This window comes from Sulfuricurvum sp., from assembly GCF_028688295.1.
Taxonomy (GTDB): domain Bacteria; phylum Campylobacterota; class Campylobacteria; order Campylobacterales; family Sulfurimonadaceae; genus Sulfuricurvum.
The window spans coordinates 1-15,668 of record NZ_JAQTYM010000013.1; the positions used below are offsets into that span (position 1 = coordinate 1).

The 15,668-nt window shown below is 42.2% G+C and carries 17 protein-coding genes; 6 read left to right on the plus strand and 11 right to left on the minus strand.

Translation table 11 applies throughout. The annotated features are described in order from the left end of the window. The first annotated feature begins 107 nt into the window (after positions 1-107). Positions 108-467 (plus strand): 50S ribosomal protein L19, encoded by a 360-nt coding sequence (gene rplS, locus PHR02_RS04605; RefSeq protein WP_299989612.1) that lies wholly within the window; start codon positions 108-110, stop codon positions 465-467. Between the two features lie 75 nt (positions 468-542). Here the strand turns inward: rplS and smpB are convergent, their stop codons facing one another. The 5 genes from smpB to PHR02_RS04630 are packed head-to-tail and all read right to left on the minus strand — an operon-like array spanning position 543 to position 4,862. After that, positions 543-995, minus strand: a complete 453-nt coding sequence (gene smpB / locus PHR02_RS04610) for an SsrA-binding protein SmpB (protein WP_299989614.1) — start codon at positions 993-995, stop codon at positions 543-545. A 2-nt stretch (positions 996-997) separates the two neighbouring features. After that, a complete protein-coding gene (locus PHR02_RS04615; protein WP_299989618.1) occupies positions 998-1,765 on the minus strand; it encodes a 4-(cytidine 5'-diphospho)-2-C-methyl-D-erythritol kinase in 768 nt (255 codons plus the stop codon). After that, positions 1,762-1,992, minus strand: coding sequence for a carbon storage regulator CsrA (gene csrA / locus PHR02_RS04620; protein WP_299989620.1), 231 nt, complete (start codon positions 1,990-1,992; stop codon positions 1,762-1,764). Before csrA ends, PHR02_RS04615 begins: the two co-directional genes overlap by 4 nt. Further along, positions 1,986-2,807 carry a tRNA pseudouridine(55) synthase TruB gene (gene truB, locus PHR02_RS04625; RefSeq protein ID WP_299989623.1) on the minus strand — a complete coding sequence of 274 codons (822 nt, stop codon included), beginning with the start codon at positions 2,805-2,807 and terminating at the stop codon, positions 1,986-1,988. The genes csrA and truB overlap by 7 nt, the downstream gene beginning before the upstream one ends. Before the next feature lie 6 nt (positions 2,808-2,813). Further along, positions 2,814-4,862, minus strand: a complete 2,049-nt coding sequence (locus PHR02_RS04630; protein WP_299989626.1) for a UvrD-helicase domain-containing protein — start codon at positions 4,860-4,862, stop codon at positions 2,814-2,816. Between the two features lie 163 nt (positions 4,863-5,025). Here PHR02_RS04630 and PHR02_RS04635 point away from each other — a divergent pair, with 163 nt between their 5' ends. Beyond that, positions 5,026-5,925 (plus strand): LysR family transcriptional regulator, encoded by a 900-nt coding sequence (locus PHR02_RS04635; RefSeq protein WP_299989629.1) that lies wholly within the window; start codon positions 5,026-5,028, stop codon positions 5,923-5,925. A gap of 93 nt (positions 5,926-6,018) precedes the next feature. Here PHR02_RS04635 and PHR02_RS04640 read toward each other — a convergent pair whose 3' ends face one another. The 5 genes from PHR02_RS04640 to PHR02_RS04660 form a co-directional block, all read right to left on the minus strand. Continuing rightward, entirely contained in the window at positions 6,019-6,480 is a 462-nt protein-coding gene (locus PHR02_RS04640; RefSeq protein ID WP_299989631.1) for a hypothetical protein, read from the minus strand. Between the two features lie 17 nt (positions 6,481-6,497). Further along, entirely contained in the window at positions 6,498-7,067 is a 570-nt protein-coding gene (locus tag PHR02_RS04645) for an aminotransferase class IV family protein (RefSeq protein WP_299989634.1), read from the minus strand. After that, positions 7,068-7,991 (minus strand): cysteine synthase A, encoded by a 924-nt coding sequence (gene cysK, locus PHR02_RS04650; RefSeq protein ID WP_299989637.1) that lies wholly within the window; start codon positions 7,989-7,991, stop codon positions 7,068-7,070. Between the two features lie 88 nt (positions 7,992-8,079). Further along, complete coding sequence (locus PHR02_RS04655) at positions 8,080-8,778, minus strand: response regulator transcription factor (protein WP_299989638.1); 699 nt, start codon at positions 8,776-8,778, stop codon at positions 8,080-8,082. Continuing rightward, entirely contained in the window at positions 8,775-9,797 is a 1,023-nt protein-coding gene (locus tag PHR02_RS04660; protein WP_299989641.1) for an ATP-binding protein, read from the minus strand. Before PHR02_RS04660 ends, PHR02_RS04655 begins: the two co-directional genes overlap by 4 nt. A 124-nt stretch (positions 9,798-9,921) precedes the next feature. Between PHR02_RS04660 and PHR02_RS04665 the strand changes: the two genes are divergently transcribed. The 4 genes from PHR02_RS04665 to nhaA all read left to right on the plus strand — a co-directional run bounded on the left by PHR02_RS04665 (position 9,922) and on the right by nhaA (position 14,452). Next, positions 9,922-11,379, plus strand: coding sequence for an acetyl-CoA carboxylase biotin carboxylase subunit (locus PHR02_RS04665; protein ID WP_299989643.1), 1,458 nt, complete (start codon positions 9,922-9,924; stop codon positions 11,377-11,379). 97 nt (positions 11,380-11,476) lie between these two features. Further along, positions 11,477-12,247 (plus strand): flagellar motor stator protein MotA, encoded by a 771-nt coding sequence (gene motA, locus PHR02_RS04670; RefSeq protein WP_299989646.1) that lies wholly within the window; start codon positions 11,477-11,479, stop codon positions 12,245-12,247. 8 nt (positions 12,248-12,255) lie between these two features. Next, positions 12,256-13,107, plus strand: coding sequence for a flagellar motor protein MotB (gene motB, locus PHR02_RS04675; RefSeq protein ID WP_299989650.1), 852 nt, complete (start codon positions 12,256-12,258; stop codon positions 13,105-13,107). A gap of 175 nt (positions 13,108-13,282) precedes the next feature. Then, on the plus strand, positions 13,283-14,452 hold the full coding sequence (gene nhaA / locus PHR02_RS04680) for a Na+/H+ antiporter NhaA (protein ID WP_299989653.1): 1,170 nt from the start codon (positions 13,283-13,285) through the stop codon (positions 14,450-14,452). Here the strand turns inward: nhaA and PHR02_RS04685 are convergent. Continuing rightward, positions 14,449-15,663, minus strand: a complete 1,215-nt coding sequence (locus PHR02_RS04685) for an apolipoprotein N-acyltransferase (protein WP_299989656.1) — start codon at positions 15,661-15,663, stop codon at positions 14,449-14,451. The genes nhaA and PHR02_RS04685 overlap by 4 nt on opposite strands. Between the last annotated feature and the right edge of the window lie 5 nt (positions 15,664-15,668).

The window sequence follows — 15,668 nt, forward strand, 5'->3', positions numbered from 1 at the left end:
AAAGGGAAATCACAGTAAAATTCGTGCACTAAAATCGTCTCTGTCTGAATGCAAAACAAAATACTTCAGACCGGAGCAGCTTCAAAAGCATAAAATAAGGACATCTTATGAAAAATAAGTACATTGCTAGCTTCGAGCAAGCACAAATCGCTAACAAAAACGTTCCTGAGTTCCGCGCAGGTGATACTCTTCGTATTGCTGTAACCATTACAGAGGGCGAAAAATCACGTGTTCAAAATTATGAAGGTATCTGTATCTCTATTCGTGGAGAAGGTACTGGTCGTACTATTACTGTACGTAAAATCGGTGCTAACGGTATCGGTATCGAGCGTGTATTCCCAATCTACAGCGATAGCTTAGAGAAAATCGAAGTTCTTCGCCGTGGTCGTGTACGTCGTGCGAAATTGTTCTATCTTCGTGACCTTGCTGGTAAAGCTGCACGTATTAAAGAAATTCGCCGCAAATAATCCCCCTTGCCGCACTCTCTTGCGGCAAACTCATTACATTCCCTACCAATCTTTTTTATTCGAACAAGCCTAAGCTTATTCCCCTTTTAACGCCCGTTCCATATCCCGTTTGAGACTTTTCTCTTTCAAATCATCCCGTTTATCGTAGAGCTTTTTCCCTTTAACGATAGCCACTTGCATTTTGGCGAGGTTTTTGTCATTGAAATAGAGACTGAGCGGCACAAGGGTAAACCCCTCTTTCTCCACCGCTTTAAACATCTTGTCGATCTGCTTTTTGTGCAGAAGTAGTTTACGGCTTCCTCGTTCTTCGTGGGTGTAATAATGATGGGTTGTATCGAGTACACCGATATGAACACCAAAAACGAATGCTTCACCTCGTACGATCTTGATAAAGCCGTCTTTGAGATTGACACGTCCTGCACGGAGCGCTTTGACTTCAGAGCCTTTGAGGACGAGACCCGCTTCGAATTTCTCTTCGATGTAGTAGTCAAAAAAAGCTTTTTTATTGGTGGCTATATTTTCGCCCATGGTTATTGGTCCTTGATTCTAAAAAAACTGCTTCCGCTTCCTGAGAAAAACCATCCTGTTTTTTCTTGTAAAGTTGGGTAGCATCCTAGTGCGGCAGTGTAAAGATCGTTTGCCTCTTTAGCATTTACAGAGGCTAATATCTCTTTTGAGGAAGAGGCTTCCCATTTGGTAATCTCTTCCTCTGTAATTGGGGCATAGTAGTGTTCACGATAATAGCGATAGACGGCTGGAGTACTGATTTGAAGCTCAGGTGTTGTAACTTCAAAATCAAGGAGCGGTTCATTAAACGGTTCAACAATCTCACCGATCCCACGTACATTAGCACTTTCAAAGCCATAGACGAAAAAGGGGACATCGGCTCCGACGTTGGCACCGATCTCTGCGAGTTCTTCGATGCTTAATCCTAATTCCAACTCTTCATTGCACATCCGTAAAAAGGTAGCGGCATCGGAGCTCCCTCCCCCTAAACCGGCAAAAGAGGGGATTTTTTTTTCAACACACACAGCATGGTTCTCAAAAAAGGTTGAAAGATTATCGGATCGGGTGGCACTTTGGAGATATTTATAGGCCTTGTAGATGGTGTTAGTGTAGACTTCACAATCAAAATCACCTCGAATTTCAAACTCAGGAGTCGATTTCGGTTCAAACCAGAGGGTGTCAAAAAGTGTATTGACTCGCATAAAACGGGAGCTTAACGTATGATAATCACCCCGCATTCCGGTGATTTTTAGAAAAATATTGACTTTGGCGTAGGCACGATATCGGATCATAACTTTAGTTTTTGTACCAGTTGTTGAAAGAGAGACTCATCATGTCCACAAGAGGCTTCTTTATTAGAATCTTTAACCGCACGAACAAGTTCACTGCGTAATACACGAATATCATGTGGAGCATCAATCCCAAGTTTAACAACCCCTTTTTCGATTGATACCACTTTAACGGTGATTGTATCGGCGATAATAATCGATTCTTCGGCTCTGCGGGAGAGGATCAGCATGCTTCAACCTTATTGAGAATATAACGGACACCCTCGGCGGTAATCTCTATAATGGAGATGGTATCGCCGTTGTCGATCCAGTAGGTTCCACTCTCGTTTAGATCAAAATCTTCACGTGCTAATGGTTGACCTAAAAGAATTGTTTGTAATGTGCCATTATAGCGGTTTTTGGTGATGGCGAGAGAGGTTTTTATATCCAACTCTTTTTCATTTTCATAAACAAATTGCCCCTCATTAAGTCGCTCTAATGCACTAAGGGCACCATTTAAACCTAAACGATTGGCAATCATCTCTCCGAGCGAGCGAATATAGCTGCCCTCTGACACGGTTGCTTCGAAGGTGACAAATGGATGGCAATAGTGGATGAGAGAGAGATCATAAATCGTCGAGGTGATTTCATGTAAATCAACCTCTTTTCCCTCTCTGGCGAATTCATAGGCTCTGCGTCCTTCGATACGTTTAGCGCTGTATTTAGGAGGCAGATAGGTAAGAGAGCCCGTGAGAGAGAGACAAACAGCTTTTAGCTGTTCAATACTAACAGGTTGTGTGACCTCTATCGTCTCAATTTTTTCGATGTCTAATGTTGGAGAATAGGCTCCTAGCCACAATGTGGCACGATAACGCTTTGGGGTTTTGTTTAAAAAGCGGAAAAGGCGTCCATGATTGCCGAATGCGATAATGAGTACCCCTTTGGCAAAAGGGTCTAAGGTACCGGAATAACCCGCTTTTTTAACCTTATAACGTCGTTTGAGCTGTCCTAAGAGTTGGTTTGAGCTAATACCAGAGGGTTTATAAGCAACGAAGAGGCGATTCATAAGAGACTACAGCTTTTCGACAAATGAGGCCAAAATATCACGTTTATTGCCTCCGAAATTAATGCTGAGTTTGAATTCTCTGCCCGATTTACTAACACCTTCGACCCGTCCGGCACCGAAGATTTTATGGCGCACCAAATCCCCTTTTTTATAGGAGGTGTTTTTTTCTAAGATCAAAGAACCCTCACACAACCCCGCCTCATTGATAAAACGGCTCTTTTGCAGATCAGTACGACGTCCTTTGTAGAAACGGCTGTTGACGTTAGAGAGGGTGAGGTTATTTTTGGCTCTGGTGATAGCAACGTATCCTAATCGGCGCTCTTCTTCAAGATCACTCCCGTCTCCGATGAGAGGTAAAAATCCTTCTTCCATTCCAATGACGAAAAGATGTTCGAATTCAAGCCCTTTGGAAGCGTGGATGCTCATGATGTAGATACTTTCACCCTCGACTTGGTCTTGTTCGCTTTGTAAGGTGATGTCGTTTAAAAATTCTGCAAGTGAGCTTTCCGGATTTTGTTTGACATAATCACGAAAGAGTCCATAAAATTCGTCGACGTTAGCAATCTTTTCCGCTTCATCCGGAAGCCCTTTAAGGGTCTCTTTGATTTTAAAACGCTCTTCAAGCAGGTCAATAAAGCGGTAAATAGCCTCTTCGGAAACACGACGTAATTCGAGAATTTCATTGATAAAATCACGCAACTCTCCGGCACTTTTTTTCCGTACTAACCCTTCGAGTTCACTGTCACTGAGGGTCGCAATAAACTCAAACATTGATTTCTCTGCCTCGATAGAAGAGAGTTCGATTTTGTCGATGGTTGCTTTGCCTAAGCCTCGTTTGGGTTTATTGATAATTCGTTTGAGTGAAAAATTATCATGAATATTGGTAATGACCCGTAGATAACTGATGAGGTCTTTGATCTCGGCACGATCATAGAAGCGTAAACCACCGACGAGTTTGTAGGCGACTCCGGCACGATTTAGCCCCTCTTCGAGAGATCGGCTGAGGGCATTGATACGGTAAAGGACAGCGATTTCATTGGGGCGTACACCTTGTGTAATTAATCCTTTAATCGCCTTGGCTATCTTTTGGGACTCTTCACTCTCATCGTTGGAGGTGATGGTTTGAACATCGTCTCCCCCCTCTTTGGTAGCAAGAAGTGTTTTCCCTAAACGGGAACGGTTGTGCTCGATAAGGGCATTTGCCACAGTGAGGATCGGCTGAGTAGAGCGGTAGTTGTATTCGAGTTTGACCACCATTGCATCGGCAAAATCTTGATCGAATTCGAGGATATTGCGCACATGCGCTCCGCGCCAACCGTAAATGCTTTGATCATCATCACCGACGACACAGAGGTTGTTGTGGGTAGAGCATAGTTTTTGGAGTAGGCGCAATTGCAGTTCATTCGTATCTTGATACTCATCGATCATGATATAGCGGTACTTCTCAGAGGTTTGCTTGCATAAATCGGGATGTTCATCGAGAAGCTTATAGGTAAGACAGAGTAAATCATCGAAATCGACAAGATTATTTTTAAGGAGATACGCTTCGTACTCTTCATAGATCTTAGCGATGTGTTTATAGTTGGTGAGCTCAGCTTGTGCGTATGCTTCTGTGGGGTCAATGAGCGAGTTTTTATAGCGTGAGATTTCACTGGCGATAAGCGCCGTAGGGAGATCGGCATTGATTTTTTTAATGATCTTTTTTTTGTCATCCGTATCGATAACCACAAAATTATTGCCGCGTCCGAGTAAATGGATGTGAAATTTAAGAAAAAGGAGTCCGAATTTATGAAACGTACACAGCAACGGAGGGTAGGAATTTTGAGTGATTAGTCCCATCGCCCGCTCACGCATCTCTTTTGCTGCTTTATTGGTAAACGTCAATGTTAGAGTGTTGCCGGCTGGAATCCCTACTTGATCAAGAAGGTAAGCAAGACGGGTGGTGATAGTTTTGGTTTTACCACTTCCTGCTCCTGCTAAAATCAGCAAGGGACCATCAATCCGCTCCACCGCACTGCGCTGTGCTTCATTGAGATTTGAGAGAATTTCATCCATGCCGTTGTCGCCTTACTTATATTAATAGTTAATTTATTATAACCCAAGTTTTCTATTTTTTAAATTCCTTTGGCAATCTGGAATAAAAAGTAATTTTCAACTCTTGCATTGGTTATAATAATGAGTTATAATAGTGCTATTCATTCAGCTTATAGGAATTATTATGTTAAAAGATTTTGCAAAACTCATGACCTTTTTGACAGTTGTGAGAGAGAAAAGTTTTTCAAAAGCATCCGCAAAACTCGGTATTTCTCAGCCAGCGGTAACGCAACAGATTAAATTTATCGAAGATTACCTCGATACCCGTGTAGTTGAGCGTAAAAAGAACGGGATTAAACTTACTAAAGAGGGTGAAGACCTTTTCCGTATTGCGATCAAACTCGAAAAAGCAATCCAATCGAGTGAAAAAGAGCTTCTGAAAATCATCAATAAAGAGTTTACTTTTGTGGTAGGTGCTTCGTACGCTATCGGTAACTACGTATTGCCTTCTTATATCGGCCAACTGAAAGAGAAAATTAACAATGAAGTCCATATTCGTGTTGCTTTTTCAGAAGAGATTGTGGATCAATTGATTGATAAAAAGATTGACATTGCATTGATCGAATCACCGGTATTTAAAGATGGTTTGATTTACCGTGAGTGGGAAGAGGATGAGTTGGTCGTTTTCTCTAATCAGCCGATTCCAAAACAACTTCGCAAAGAAGACTTGTACAAATTTGATTGGATTTGCCGTGATGAGAACTCTCATACCCGTAAGTTGACGGCAGAAGTATTTGAAGAGATCGGCGTTGAGTGTTCTGGATTCAATGTAATCGGTGTTGTCGCAAGCTCTACAGCGATCAAAGAGACATTGATGCGTTCACCAAAAGATGCGGTTCGTCCTGTCGTATCGGTTATTTCCCGTCACGTTATCAGTGATGAAGTGGAAGAGGGAAAATTATTCGAAGCGCGGATCAAAAACTATAAAATTAAACGCAAGTTTTACATTGCCTACAGTAAAGAGCGTAAACACGATGCGTTTATCGACAATGTGGTCACTTATCTACTTGGATTAAAATTGTAATTTAGTTTCGTTCGTGGTGAGCTCACGTGCCCTTTGGGTATGTCGAACCATGAACACCCTTCGACATGCTCAGGGCGAACGGGATTAAGGATTTTACTTCTTCTTCAAAAACTTCTGATTTTCAGGATTCGCGAGTAACGCACTCATCGAGTTCTGAACCCCTTCATGCTTTTCGATATTAATAGCTGGGTGATGCTCTTGCGGAAGGGCGAGATTGACGAATGCAGGGGTGTCATCAATAATAATTTGAACAATAGAGAGTAGTGGAACCGAGACGAAACTACCGATATTCTCTTGACCGAACCCTGCTTCAAAAATCAAAATATCATTATCTATCCGCGCACTTTCAAAGGTATATCCTGCTAAAAAAAAGAGGGTCATTGCCCGAAATTCTTCGTTAAGATGTTGTGGGAGAGGAGGGTCAAATGTCACCTGTTCTATTTTACATAAAATGCCAAAATTTTGGTCATTTTCAAAAAGGTAAATAAGCATATCCCGAACATGGTTTTCCATTAAACGGGCGAATGAAGAACTTTTGATAATATCGAATAACATTAGTGCTGACCTATTTTTTAAGTAATTATACCATTTTCGACTTCAATGAATCCCATCATCGCATTCATTATGGCGATATTGCTTGCGCGCTCAAGATCTTTTTCGTGTAAAGGTGCAGGAAAAACAAGGCCCTGATCAATTAGCCTCGCACGTGTAGTTCCCATGAGTAAAGGTTTATCAGGTGTGAGCCATTTCCCCTCAATGAATAAGGCGATATTACTGATCGTTGTATCGGTGAGAAAACCATTCTTAATAATAAGAACATCGTCACATCTTCCGCGTTGCTCATATAAAGTATTTAAACACTCTCTGTTTGCATATTTCAAAGAGTAATCCACGTTGTCGACATACACCCGCTTCAGTGAGTCGATTTTTTTAGGGAGATAGGGGAGAAATTCCAGGAAAAAAGTATCGGCATTGTAGAGAAAGCGGCATCGGTAGAGAGCATTATCTGGTGGGGTAATCAGGCTGGCTAAATCATAGTACTTTTCCACGCCTAGTGAATAAAGAGTACGTTCTAAGCGTATTTGATGAAAGGAGAGATGTTGAGCCTCTCCATCGATGCACCGAATTGTCTCTAAAAGCATTTATGATTCAAACAACGGTGTACTAAGATAGCGCTCTGCAGTATCACATAGAATGGTGACAATCACTTTCCCTTTGTTTTCAGGGCGTGCTGCAATCAGGGAAGCAGCATGGACGTTAGCCCCCGCAGAGATGCCGACAAGGAGTCCTTCCGTTTTTGCAAGTGCTTTTGAAGCAGCGATTGCTTCTTCGTTGCTAACGGTAATAACTTCGTTATATAAGGTGGTATTGAGAACATCAGGGATAAATCCCGCACCGATTCCTTGGATCTTATGAGCTCCCGCTTTACCGCCGGAGAGAACAGGAGAATCTTTCGGCTCTACCGCGATGATTTGGATATTCGGTAAAGCGGCTCGGAGTGCTTCACCTGTTCCCGTGATGGTCCCGCCAGTTCCGACAGCGGCAATAAAGATGTCCACCTGAGTGTCAGTATCTCGAAGAATCTCTTGTGCGGTGGTAGTACGATGAATATCTGGATTCGACGGATTAGCAAACTGTTGTAAAACGATAGCATTTGGATGGGACGCTACGAGAGCATTGGCTTCATCAATTGCTCCTTTCATTCCTGAGGCAGCAGGAGTAAGTACCAAATTGGCACCGAGTGCTTTAAGGAGATTGCGTCGCTCGATCGACATTGATTCTGGCATAGTGAGGGTGAGATTTAGTCCGAGTGCGGCGCAGATAGAGGCAAGGGCGATCCCCGTATTGCCGCTAGTGGGTTCAATAATAAGGGTGTCCGCATTGATTTTCCCCTCTTCCATAGCTGTTTTAATCATGTTAAACCCGATGCGGTCTTTGACCGAGCTGGTAGGGTTCATAAATTCACATTTTCCTAAAATGGTTGCTTCGGTGTTGCTGGAGAGAGCATTTAGCTGTACTAGGGGGGTGTTGCCGATGAGTTCAGTAATGTTTGCCGCGATTTTCATGAGATAACCCTGTTTTTTTGGTCATTATAATAGCAAAATTTGAAAAAGCCAATATACCATAGTAAACAACTATGTTTAATAAGGCTCTTTAGTTTGGATTATTGCAAACAAATCGATACCCTATTCCAAGCTCCGTTTGGATGTAGGTAGGTGAGGTGAGATTGGGTTCAATTTTTTTACGCAGTGCATTGATATAGGTACGTAGGTATTGCATCTCGTGCTGATACCCTATTCCCCATACCTCTTTGAGAATTTTACTGTGAGTGAGGACTTGATTACGGTTAAGCATCAGGAATTTTAGGAGGTTGAATTCCGTAGGGGTGAGTTTGATAGGGAGAGACTCTTTGGTAAAGGTAAATTGTTCAATATCGATCTGCAAAACATCGCAAGTAATAATCGAACTGGAGGTATTGTGAACCAAAAAACGGCGTTGTGCAGAACGTACACGAGCAAAAAGTTCATTCGTAGAGAACGGTTTAGTGACGTAATCATCGGCTCCTTCATCCAGTGCGCTAATAATCTCTTCTTCATCACTTCGTGCGGAAACAATAATAATAGGGATTCTGAGTTGAGAGCGGATGGTACGAATCAGCTCTTTACCGTCTCCATCGGGAAGACCCAAATCGAGTAAAATAATATCGGGACTGCGTGTTTGAATCTCACGGAGTGCGCTTTGTTTGTTTTTGGCTAGGAGTGTTCGATGTCCTTGCTGGGTAAATGCCAACTGTAAAAGGCGACTGATCGCTTCGTCATCTTCGACGATTAAAATGAGCTGATGCGGTTTCATAAGGTCTCCATATCTAAAGATGCAGGGCGTTTGAGTATCGGTAATGTCACTTCGATACGGATGCCGTGATCAGAACTGAAAGCACGGATCTCGCCATGATGGGCACGGGTTATATCTCGTGCAATCGAGAGACCGATGCCACTGCCGGAGATATCTGCTGTATTTCCCGCACGGTAGAATTTTTTGAACAGATTATCCAATTCCTCTTGGGGAATTGGGGGACATTCGTTAAAAAAGAGGATCTGTAATTTCTCCTTGCTTACGGTGATCGAAATTTCAATCGCTTTTGCGTTATCGGAATATTTCAAAGCATTATCGATGAGGTTCACAAAAAGACGCATCAGTAAGCTACTGTCGCCAAAAAAGAGGGGAATATCATTCTCAATACGGAACACAACTCTCTCATGCAGGACATCACTGCGAAATTCTCGAAGCGCTAATGCGATCAGATCTTGGAGATCGCACCACTCTTTTTTTAGAGGTGTTTGTGTATCTTGGAGTCTGGCACTATCGAGCAGACTGCTGATCAACCGATTCATTTGACGGCTTGATTCGATGATTTGTGAGAGTGCTTTATAGCGTAACGCGGGATCGAGAGGATGGGTCTCGACTAAAAAGGTTGCATTCCCCATTATAGAAGAGAGAGGAGTTTTGAGATCGTGCGAGAGGGTATGGTACAAAATCTCTTTCATACTGTTGAGATGGATCCGTTTTGCCTGAATGGTGATGATGTATCCGACGATGTAAAAAATAATAAAACTCCAAATATAGATCATCTCATGAACGATCAAACTAAGCGTAGGGGGAATATAGAGTGCTAAGAGGGCAATGGAGAGGGTTGTGACGATCATGCTGGAGCGGATGTCTCCTCGAAGCGCAATAACAATAACCGGCAAAAGGTGGATCAAAATAATGTTAGTCATTGCTAGCTCATACCTAAAGGTGAGTGAAATCGCCGTGATCAGCACAAACAGCACGAGAGTGACAATGATATGCCGATATGAGTAGAATAATTGCATGAGAGTATTGTAGTGAGGTTTGGGTGAATTTAGGCCAAGAAATAATAGGCAGATTTTTTTTTGATACCGTTTTGATTTCGATTGATTTAGTATTCCACCATTCAAATATTCCAAAAGGAAACCTATGCAAACAACGAAAATTAAAAAAATTTTGATTGCCAATCGCGGTGAGATTGCTTTGCGGATTATCCGTGCGTGTAAAGAACTCGATATAAAAAGTGTAGTTGTTTTTTCCGAAGTGGATGTGAACGGGGTATGGGTTCGTAAAGCGGATGAGTGTTATCCGATTATGGGAGATCCGATTGCAGCGTATCTTGATTATGAGCGTATTATTTCTTTGGCAAAAAAAGCGGAGTGTGATGCAATCCATCCGGGATACGGTTTCTTGTCCGAGAGTGCCGAATTCGCACAGGCATGTATCGATAACGGGATCATATTTATCGGTCCAAAACCGGAGCACGTAGCCCTTTTTGGGGATAAAATGGCATCGAAAGTAGCGATGCGAGCAGTAGGTGTTCCGATGCTTCCAGGGACGGATGAGCCGATTGACAACATCAATGATGCCGAACAGATTGCTGCAGATATCGGATTTCCGGTGATTATCAAGGCAGCATTTGGAGGAGGTGGACGTGGGATGCGTATCGTTCAGAAAGCCTCTGATTTTAAAGAGATGTACGAATCGGCAACGAAAGAAGCATTGCGCTTTTTCAGTCGAGGTGAAGTATTTATCGAAAAATATCTCAAAAATCCTCGTCATATCGAGATTCAGATTGTTGCGGACAAATATGGCAACGTCGTTCACCTCGGAGACCGCGATTGCTCGATACAACGTCGTCACCAAAAAGTGATCGAAATCGCCCCTTCGCCGTTATTAAACGAATCAGTACGTCGTGAGCTTTATCGTGTATCGACCAAAGCGATGTTCAAACTCGGATATGAGAGTGTGGGGACGATCGAGTATCTGGTGGATGCGGATGATAATTTTTACTTTATCGAAATGAATACCCGCGTTCAAGTTGAGCATCCGGTGACTGAAGTGATTTCTGGGATCGATTTGATTCAGCGAATGATTCAAATCGCAGAAGGAGATCCGCTCAAATTTTTGCAAGAAGAGATCAAATTTCGAGGATATGCGATCGAGTTTCGTATCAATGCGGAGAATCCAAAAATGAACTTTGTCCCCTCGCCGGGATTGATTACTAACTACCTTGCTCCAGGTGGCCCGGGGGTACGTTTGGATTCTATGGCGTACACCAATTATCAGATCCCTGCAAACTATGATTCGATGATCGGGAAACTGATTGTTTCGGCATTGACATGGGAAGATGCGGTTCGTAAAGCACGACGTGCATTGGATGAGTTTTTGATCGAAGGGGTTCCTACTAATATCGCGTTGCATCGTCAAATCGTTCGTGATCAAGATTTTATCGACGGGAAACTCGATACGGGGTATTTAGATACGAAACTGAGTGAATTTAACCTCGAAGCAATCCATAATATGGATGATGAAGAGGCAAAAATGAAACAAGTACAATCGATCATTAATGTGATTAAAGCGAATAATCTAAACGTTCGACACTAAGAAAACGTCACCCAAAAGTTAAACGGTTTTCAAAGATACGTGAGTTGTAGATCATGAGAATATCTACGAAACGATAACTAAATGATAAAGGATTCATGTGGATTTAACCGTTATTTTAGGGATTGTTGGTGCTGTCGTTGCGATTTCAGTGGGGGATATATTAGATGGTGGGAATCCTTTACATCTAATTCACTTAGCATCTCTTATCATTATTTTTCCTACGGCAATGCTTGCTGCTATGGTTGCCACAGATGGTGAATTTGTTAGGGGGGCCTTTAAAAATTTAGGATTTGTGTTTAAAAAAAATCCTGTCGATCTAGAAGCTAGAATTAAACAGATTATTGAATTATCTTTACAAGCTCGTCGTGATGGTTTGCTCTCACTTGAAGCTCAAGTGGCTCAACTCGATAATCCCTTTTTAAAACAAGGTCTCAGTATGGCAGTCGATGGGAATGAAGTCGATACGATTATCGAAACACTGGAGCTTGTCATCGAAGAGACAGAACATTATTATCACGGTTCAGGACATTATTGGGTTCTTGCGGGGGAGACGTCGCCCGTTATGGGACTCATCGGGGCAGTTCTTGGTCTAATCCTTGCACTCAAAAAACTTGATAATCCTGCTGAAATGGCAGCTGGTATCGCCGGTGCATTTACTGCAACTGTTACTGGAATTTTTTCATCTTACGTACTGTTAGGTCCGCTTGGTAGAAAAATGATCGCCAAATCGCATCATATCATCAAAGAACAAAAATTGATGCTAGAAGGGATAATTGGTATCGTTCATGGAGATAACCCCCGTACTCTTGAAGCAAAATTACTTAATTTTCTCCCTCCGGGTGAAGCAAAACACAGTTCATTTAATTAAGTAAAACAATGGCAAGAAAACATAAATGTAAAAAATGTCCTGAATGTGAAGGCGGAGAGAAATGGGCGGTTCCAACAGCCGACTTTTTCAGTCTCCTTTTAGCACTTTTTATTGCTTTGTATGCGATTGCATCGGTCAATAAAGAGAAGTTGAAAGCGATTAAAGAGGAATTCGTCAAGATTTATGAATACGCTCCAGTCGATGAGAGAATTAATCCTGTTTTACCGATGATTCCTGATACAAAAAATCCTGATCCTGATGCAAGCGGCAAGCCTAGCGGTCAAGCCTTAACAGAGCAGGGAGGTTCAGTTTTGATTGGGGCAGAACCGACTGAACAAGAACTTAAAGATAGTGTTAGTAAAATTCAGCAAGAGCTACAGAATGCTTCCATGGGTGGAGGCGAAGGTCCTCTGGATCAAACGATGGATGGAGTTTTGCTAAAATTACCGGCTGCAATTCCGTTTCGAGGAGCCAATGCAACAATCGATGATGAAGAGATGCATATGTTTATACGTCGTGTTGCAATGATTATCGAAGCACTCCCGTCTAATGTTGATATTTCTGTGCGAGGTTATACCGACAATCAGCCACTTCCGAAGAACTCTCCATTTCGAGATAATATTGAACTCTCGGCAAAGCGTGCTGAAACCATAATGCGGGAACTTATAAAAAATGGAGTTGCTTCTGATCGCCTTTCAACTGCGGGTTTTGGTTCTGCAAAACCAATCGCATCCAATAATACGGAAGCAGATCGTGCTAAGAATCGACGGGCAGAATTTTATATTTTTATTTCGAATGAAATTCCATTAGACGCTGAGAAAAAACAAACAATTTTAGATGCTTTTAGTAAATTAAAGTAGTTGATTTTAGTCGATTGATTTACTAACCGTTTGCCCTCCTTGGCTACGATACTCCTAAGTTAGTGGGTATGCAATGTTTTTTTATTGTATTCCACCTTAAAAGTATATCTTTCTTAATAGCTACAAAGAAAGATTACTTTTCCTTCACGTTCTTTCACCCTCCTAAAGGAAATTTATGATCAAAAACAATCTTATCAACTTCTTCAAACTTGAATCGGTAACCGGTATATTGTTGGTTATAGCTACGATATTAGCCATGATTATGGCCAATACCTCTTTGCATACATGGTATGCATCCTTAACAGAGATTCCCGTTGTGATCAGTTTTGGAACTTTGGTAATTGCAAAACCTTTATTACTTTGGATTAATGACGGTTTGATGGCCATTTTCTTTTTTATGGTGGGATTGGAGATTAAAAGAGAGGTGATCGAAGGATCGCTTCGTGATCCGAAAGCGATTGCGGTACCTGCTTTTGCTGCTATCGGAGGGATGCTTGTCCCTTCCCTCATTTATGCGTGGTTTAACTGGGATAACCCAACGGCAATCGGTGGATGGGCAATCCCCTCTGCTACCGATATTGCTTTTGCATTAGGTATTCTAACCTTATTGGGTGATCGTGTTCCCAAAGGGCTAAAGCTCTTTTTATTGGCACTTGCTATTATCGACGATTTGGGTGCCATCATCATTATTGCCTTTTTTTATACTGCTGATTTATCAATCCTCTCTTTTATTATTGCCGCTTCAATGATAACGATTTTGATCACTATGAACCTTCGTGGTAATACTAATCATGCCGCGTATATCCTCGTGGGTATTGTGTTATGGACTGCGGTACTGAAATCGGGTGTTCATGCTACATTGGCGGGTGTTATATTGGGGCTTATCATCCCTTTGAAAAACAATCAGAGTAACTTTTATGCGTTGGAACATTCGCTTCATGCTCCCGTGAATTATGTGATTCTCCCACTGTTTGCTTTTGTCAATACGGGGATTGGTTTTTCAAACGTATCTGCAAAAGATTTTTATGACAGCGTCACGTTAGGTATTGCATTAGGGCTCTTTTTCGGAAAACAAATAGGTGTATTTGCTTTTAGTGCTTTGGCGGTATGGATGGGAATCGGAAAACTCCCTGAAGGGATGAATTGGAAACTGCTTTACGGTGTGTCGATCTTGAGCGGAATCGGATTTACGATGTCTTTGTTTATTGGTTCACTTGCCTTTGAAGGGGCACGTATAGAGGGAATTTCACTAACGGACGAGCGATTGGGAATTTTGATGGGATCGATTTTATCGGGAGTTATCGGATATGGGGTCTTAAAATTCTTTTTGCGCAAGGCGCATTAGTAAAGGATTCCGCTTCCCCCGCCGTTCGCGGCATGAAAAACTATCGTGTTGTTTTTCCGTGCATAAAACCGGATCAATAATTTTTGCACCGTCGGTTCGATGGAGGGTTTGAACCATCCGTTATTACTGACTGCGATCATATAGCGAACCTCCGGGGTATAAAGCTCTTCTCGGGTTGCTTCGTAGCAGACGGCGTTGCGGAAATGCACCCCTTTAACCTCAAAATCGGTCGGTTTGTCTGCCGTTACGAAATCGGCTCCTCCTCCGAAAATCTCACGATTGACCCATCCTCGTAAAAATTCAGGGAGGGGAATGTACTCGCCGAAGGGGACGAGGATCGTTTTTTTCGCGATCGTAAGAGTGCCTTCGCTATAGAGATAGGAGACGTTATAGTTGAGATTGTCCTCTTTATGGAGGGTTCCTGTGAGAATAGCAATATGCAATGAACGTGCTGCGAGTGCTTCAGAAATAGTGTCGTGTTCATTCATATAGATCGGAAATGCCGATTCGGGTAGAACTACGAGATCGTACCCTTGTGCAATAGCGTCATCAATAGCGGCAAAGTTTTCTGCTAAGGTTTGATCCAAGCGTTCATTTTGCCATTTGAAATCTTGGGAAATATCGGTAGAAACCAGTTTGATCTTTACATCAGGAACCGGTGGTGGAGTGTAGGCCGTTTCAACGGCTCCGAGAAGGAATACGAGGGGGATGATTTTTTTGACATTCTCAAAGTATTTTGTTGATGCAAGGGAGAATAGAATAAGTGCAAATTGCCATTTTTCAAATCCCATATAACTTTCGACAAAAATAAGTTCCGGCTGCATCCAGTTAAAATCCATCGGCCATACAAATGTGAGACCAAAGAGAATAAGGGCACGAAGATAAGCGTTAGTGGTAAGTGCCATGGTTCCATAGTAGAGAGAATAAACCATTCCAAAGCCCAAAGCAACGAGCCATGTCGCCCATCCAAGACCGTAATATTGAAAACTAAATCCGATCCAATAGCACCACAACAGACCGATGAAAAAGCCGCTGAGGAGAATGGTTTTTTTGGAGACGAATAAAAATCCGTACAGGGCAGAAAGCCCTAAAATAGTGTTGAGGAATTTGGATGTGAGATCAAAATGTTCAAAATAAAGAAATGCACTAAAGCCAAGGGCTATCCCCACAGAGAGGTAAAGTTCGCGATAGGTGATTATTGGTAATTTCATGATGG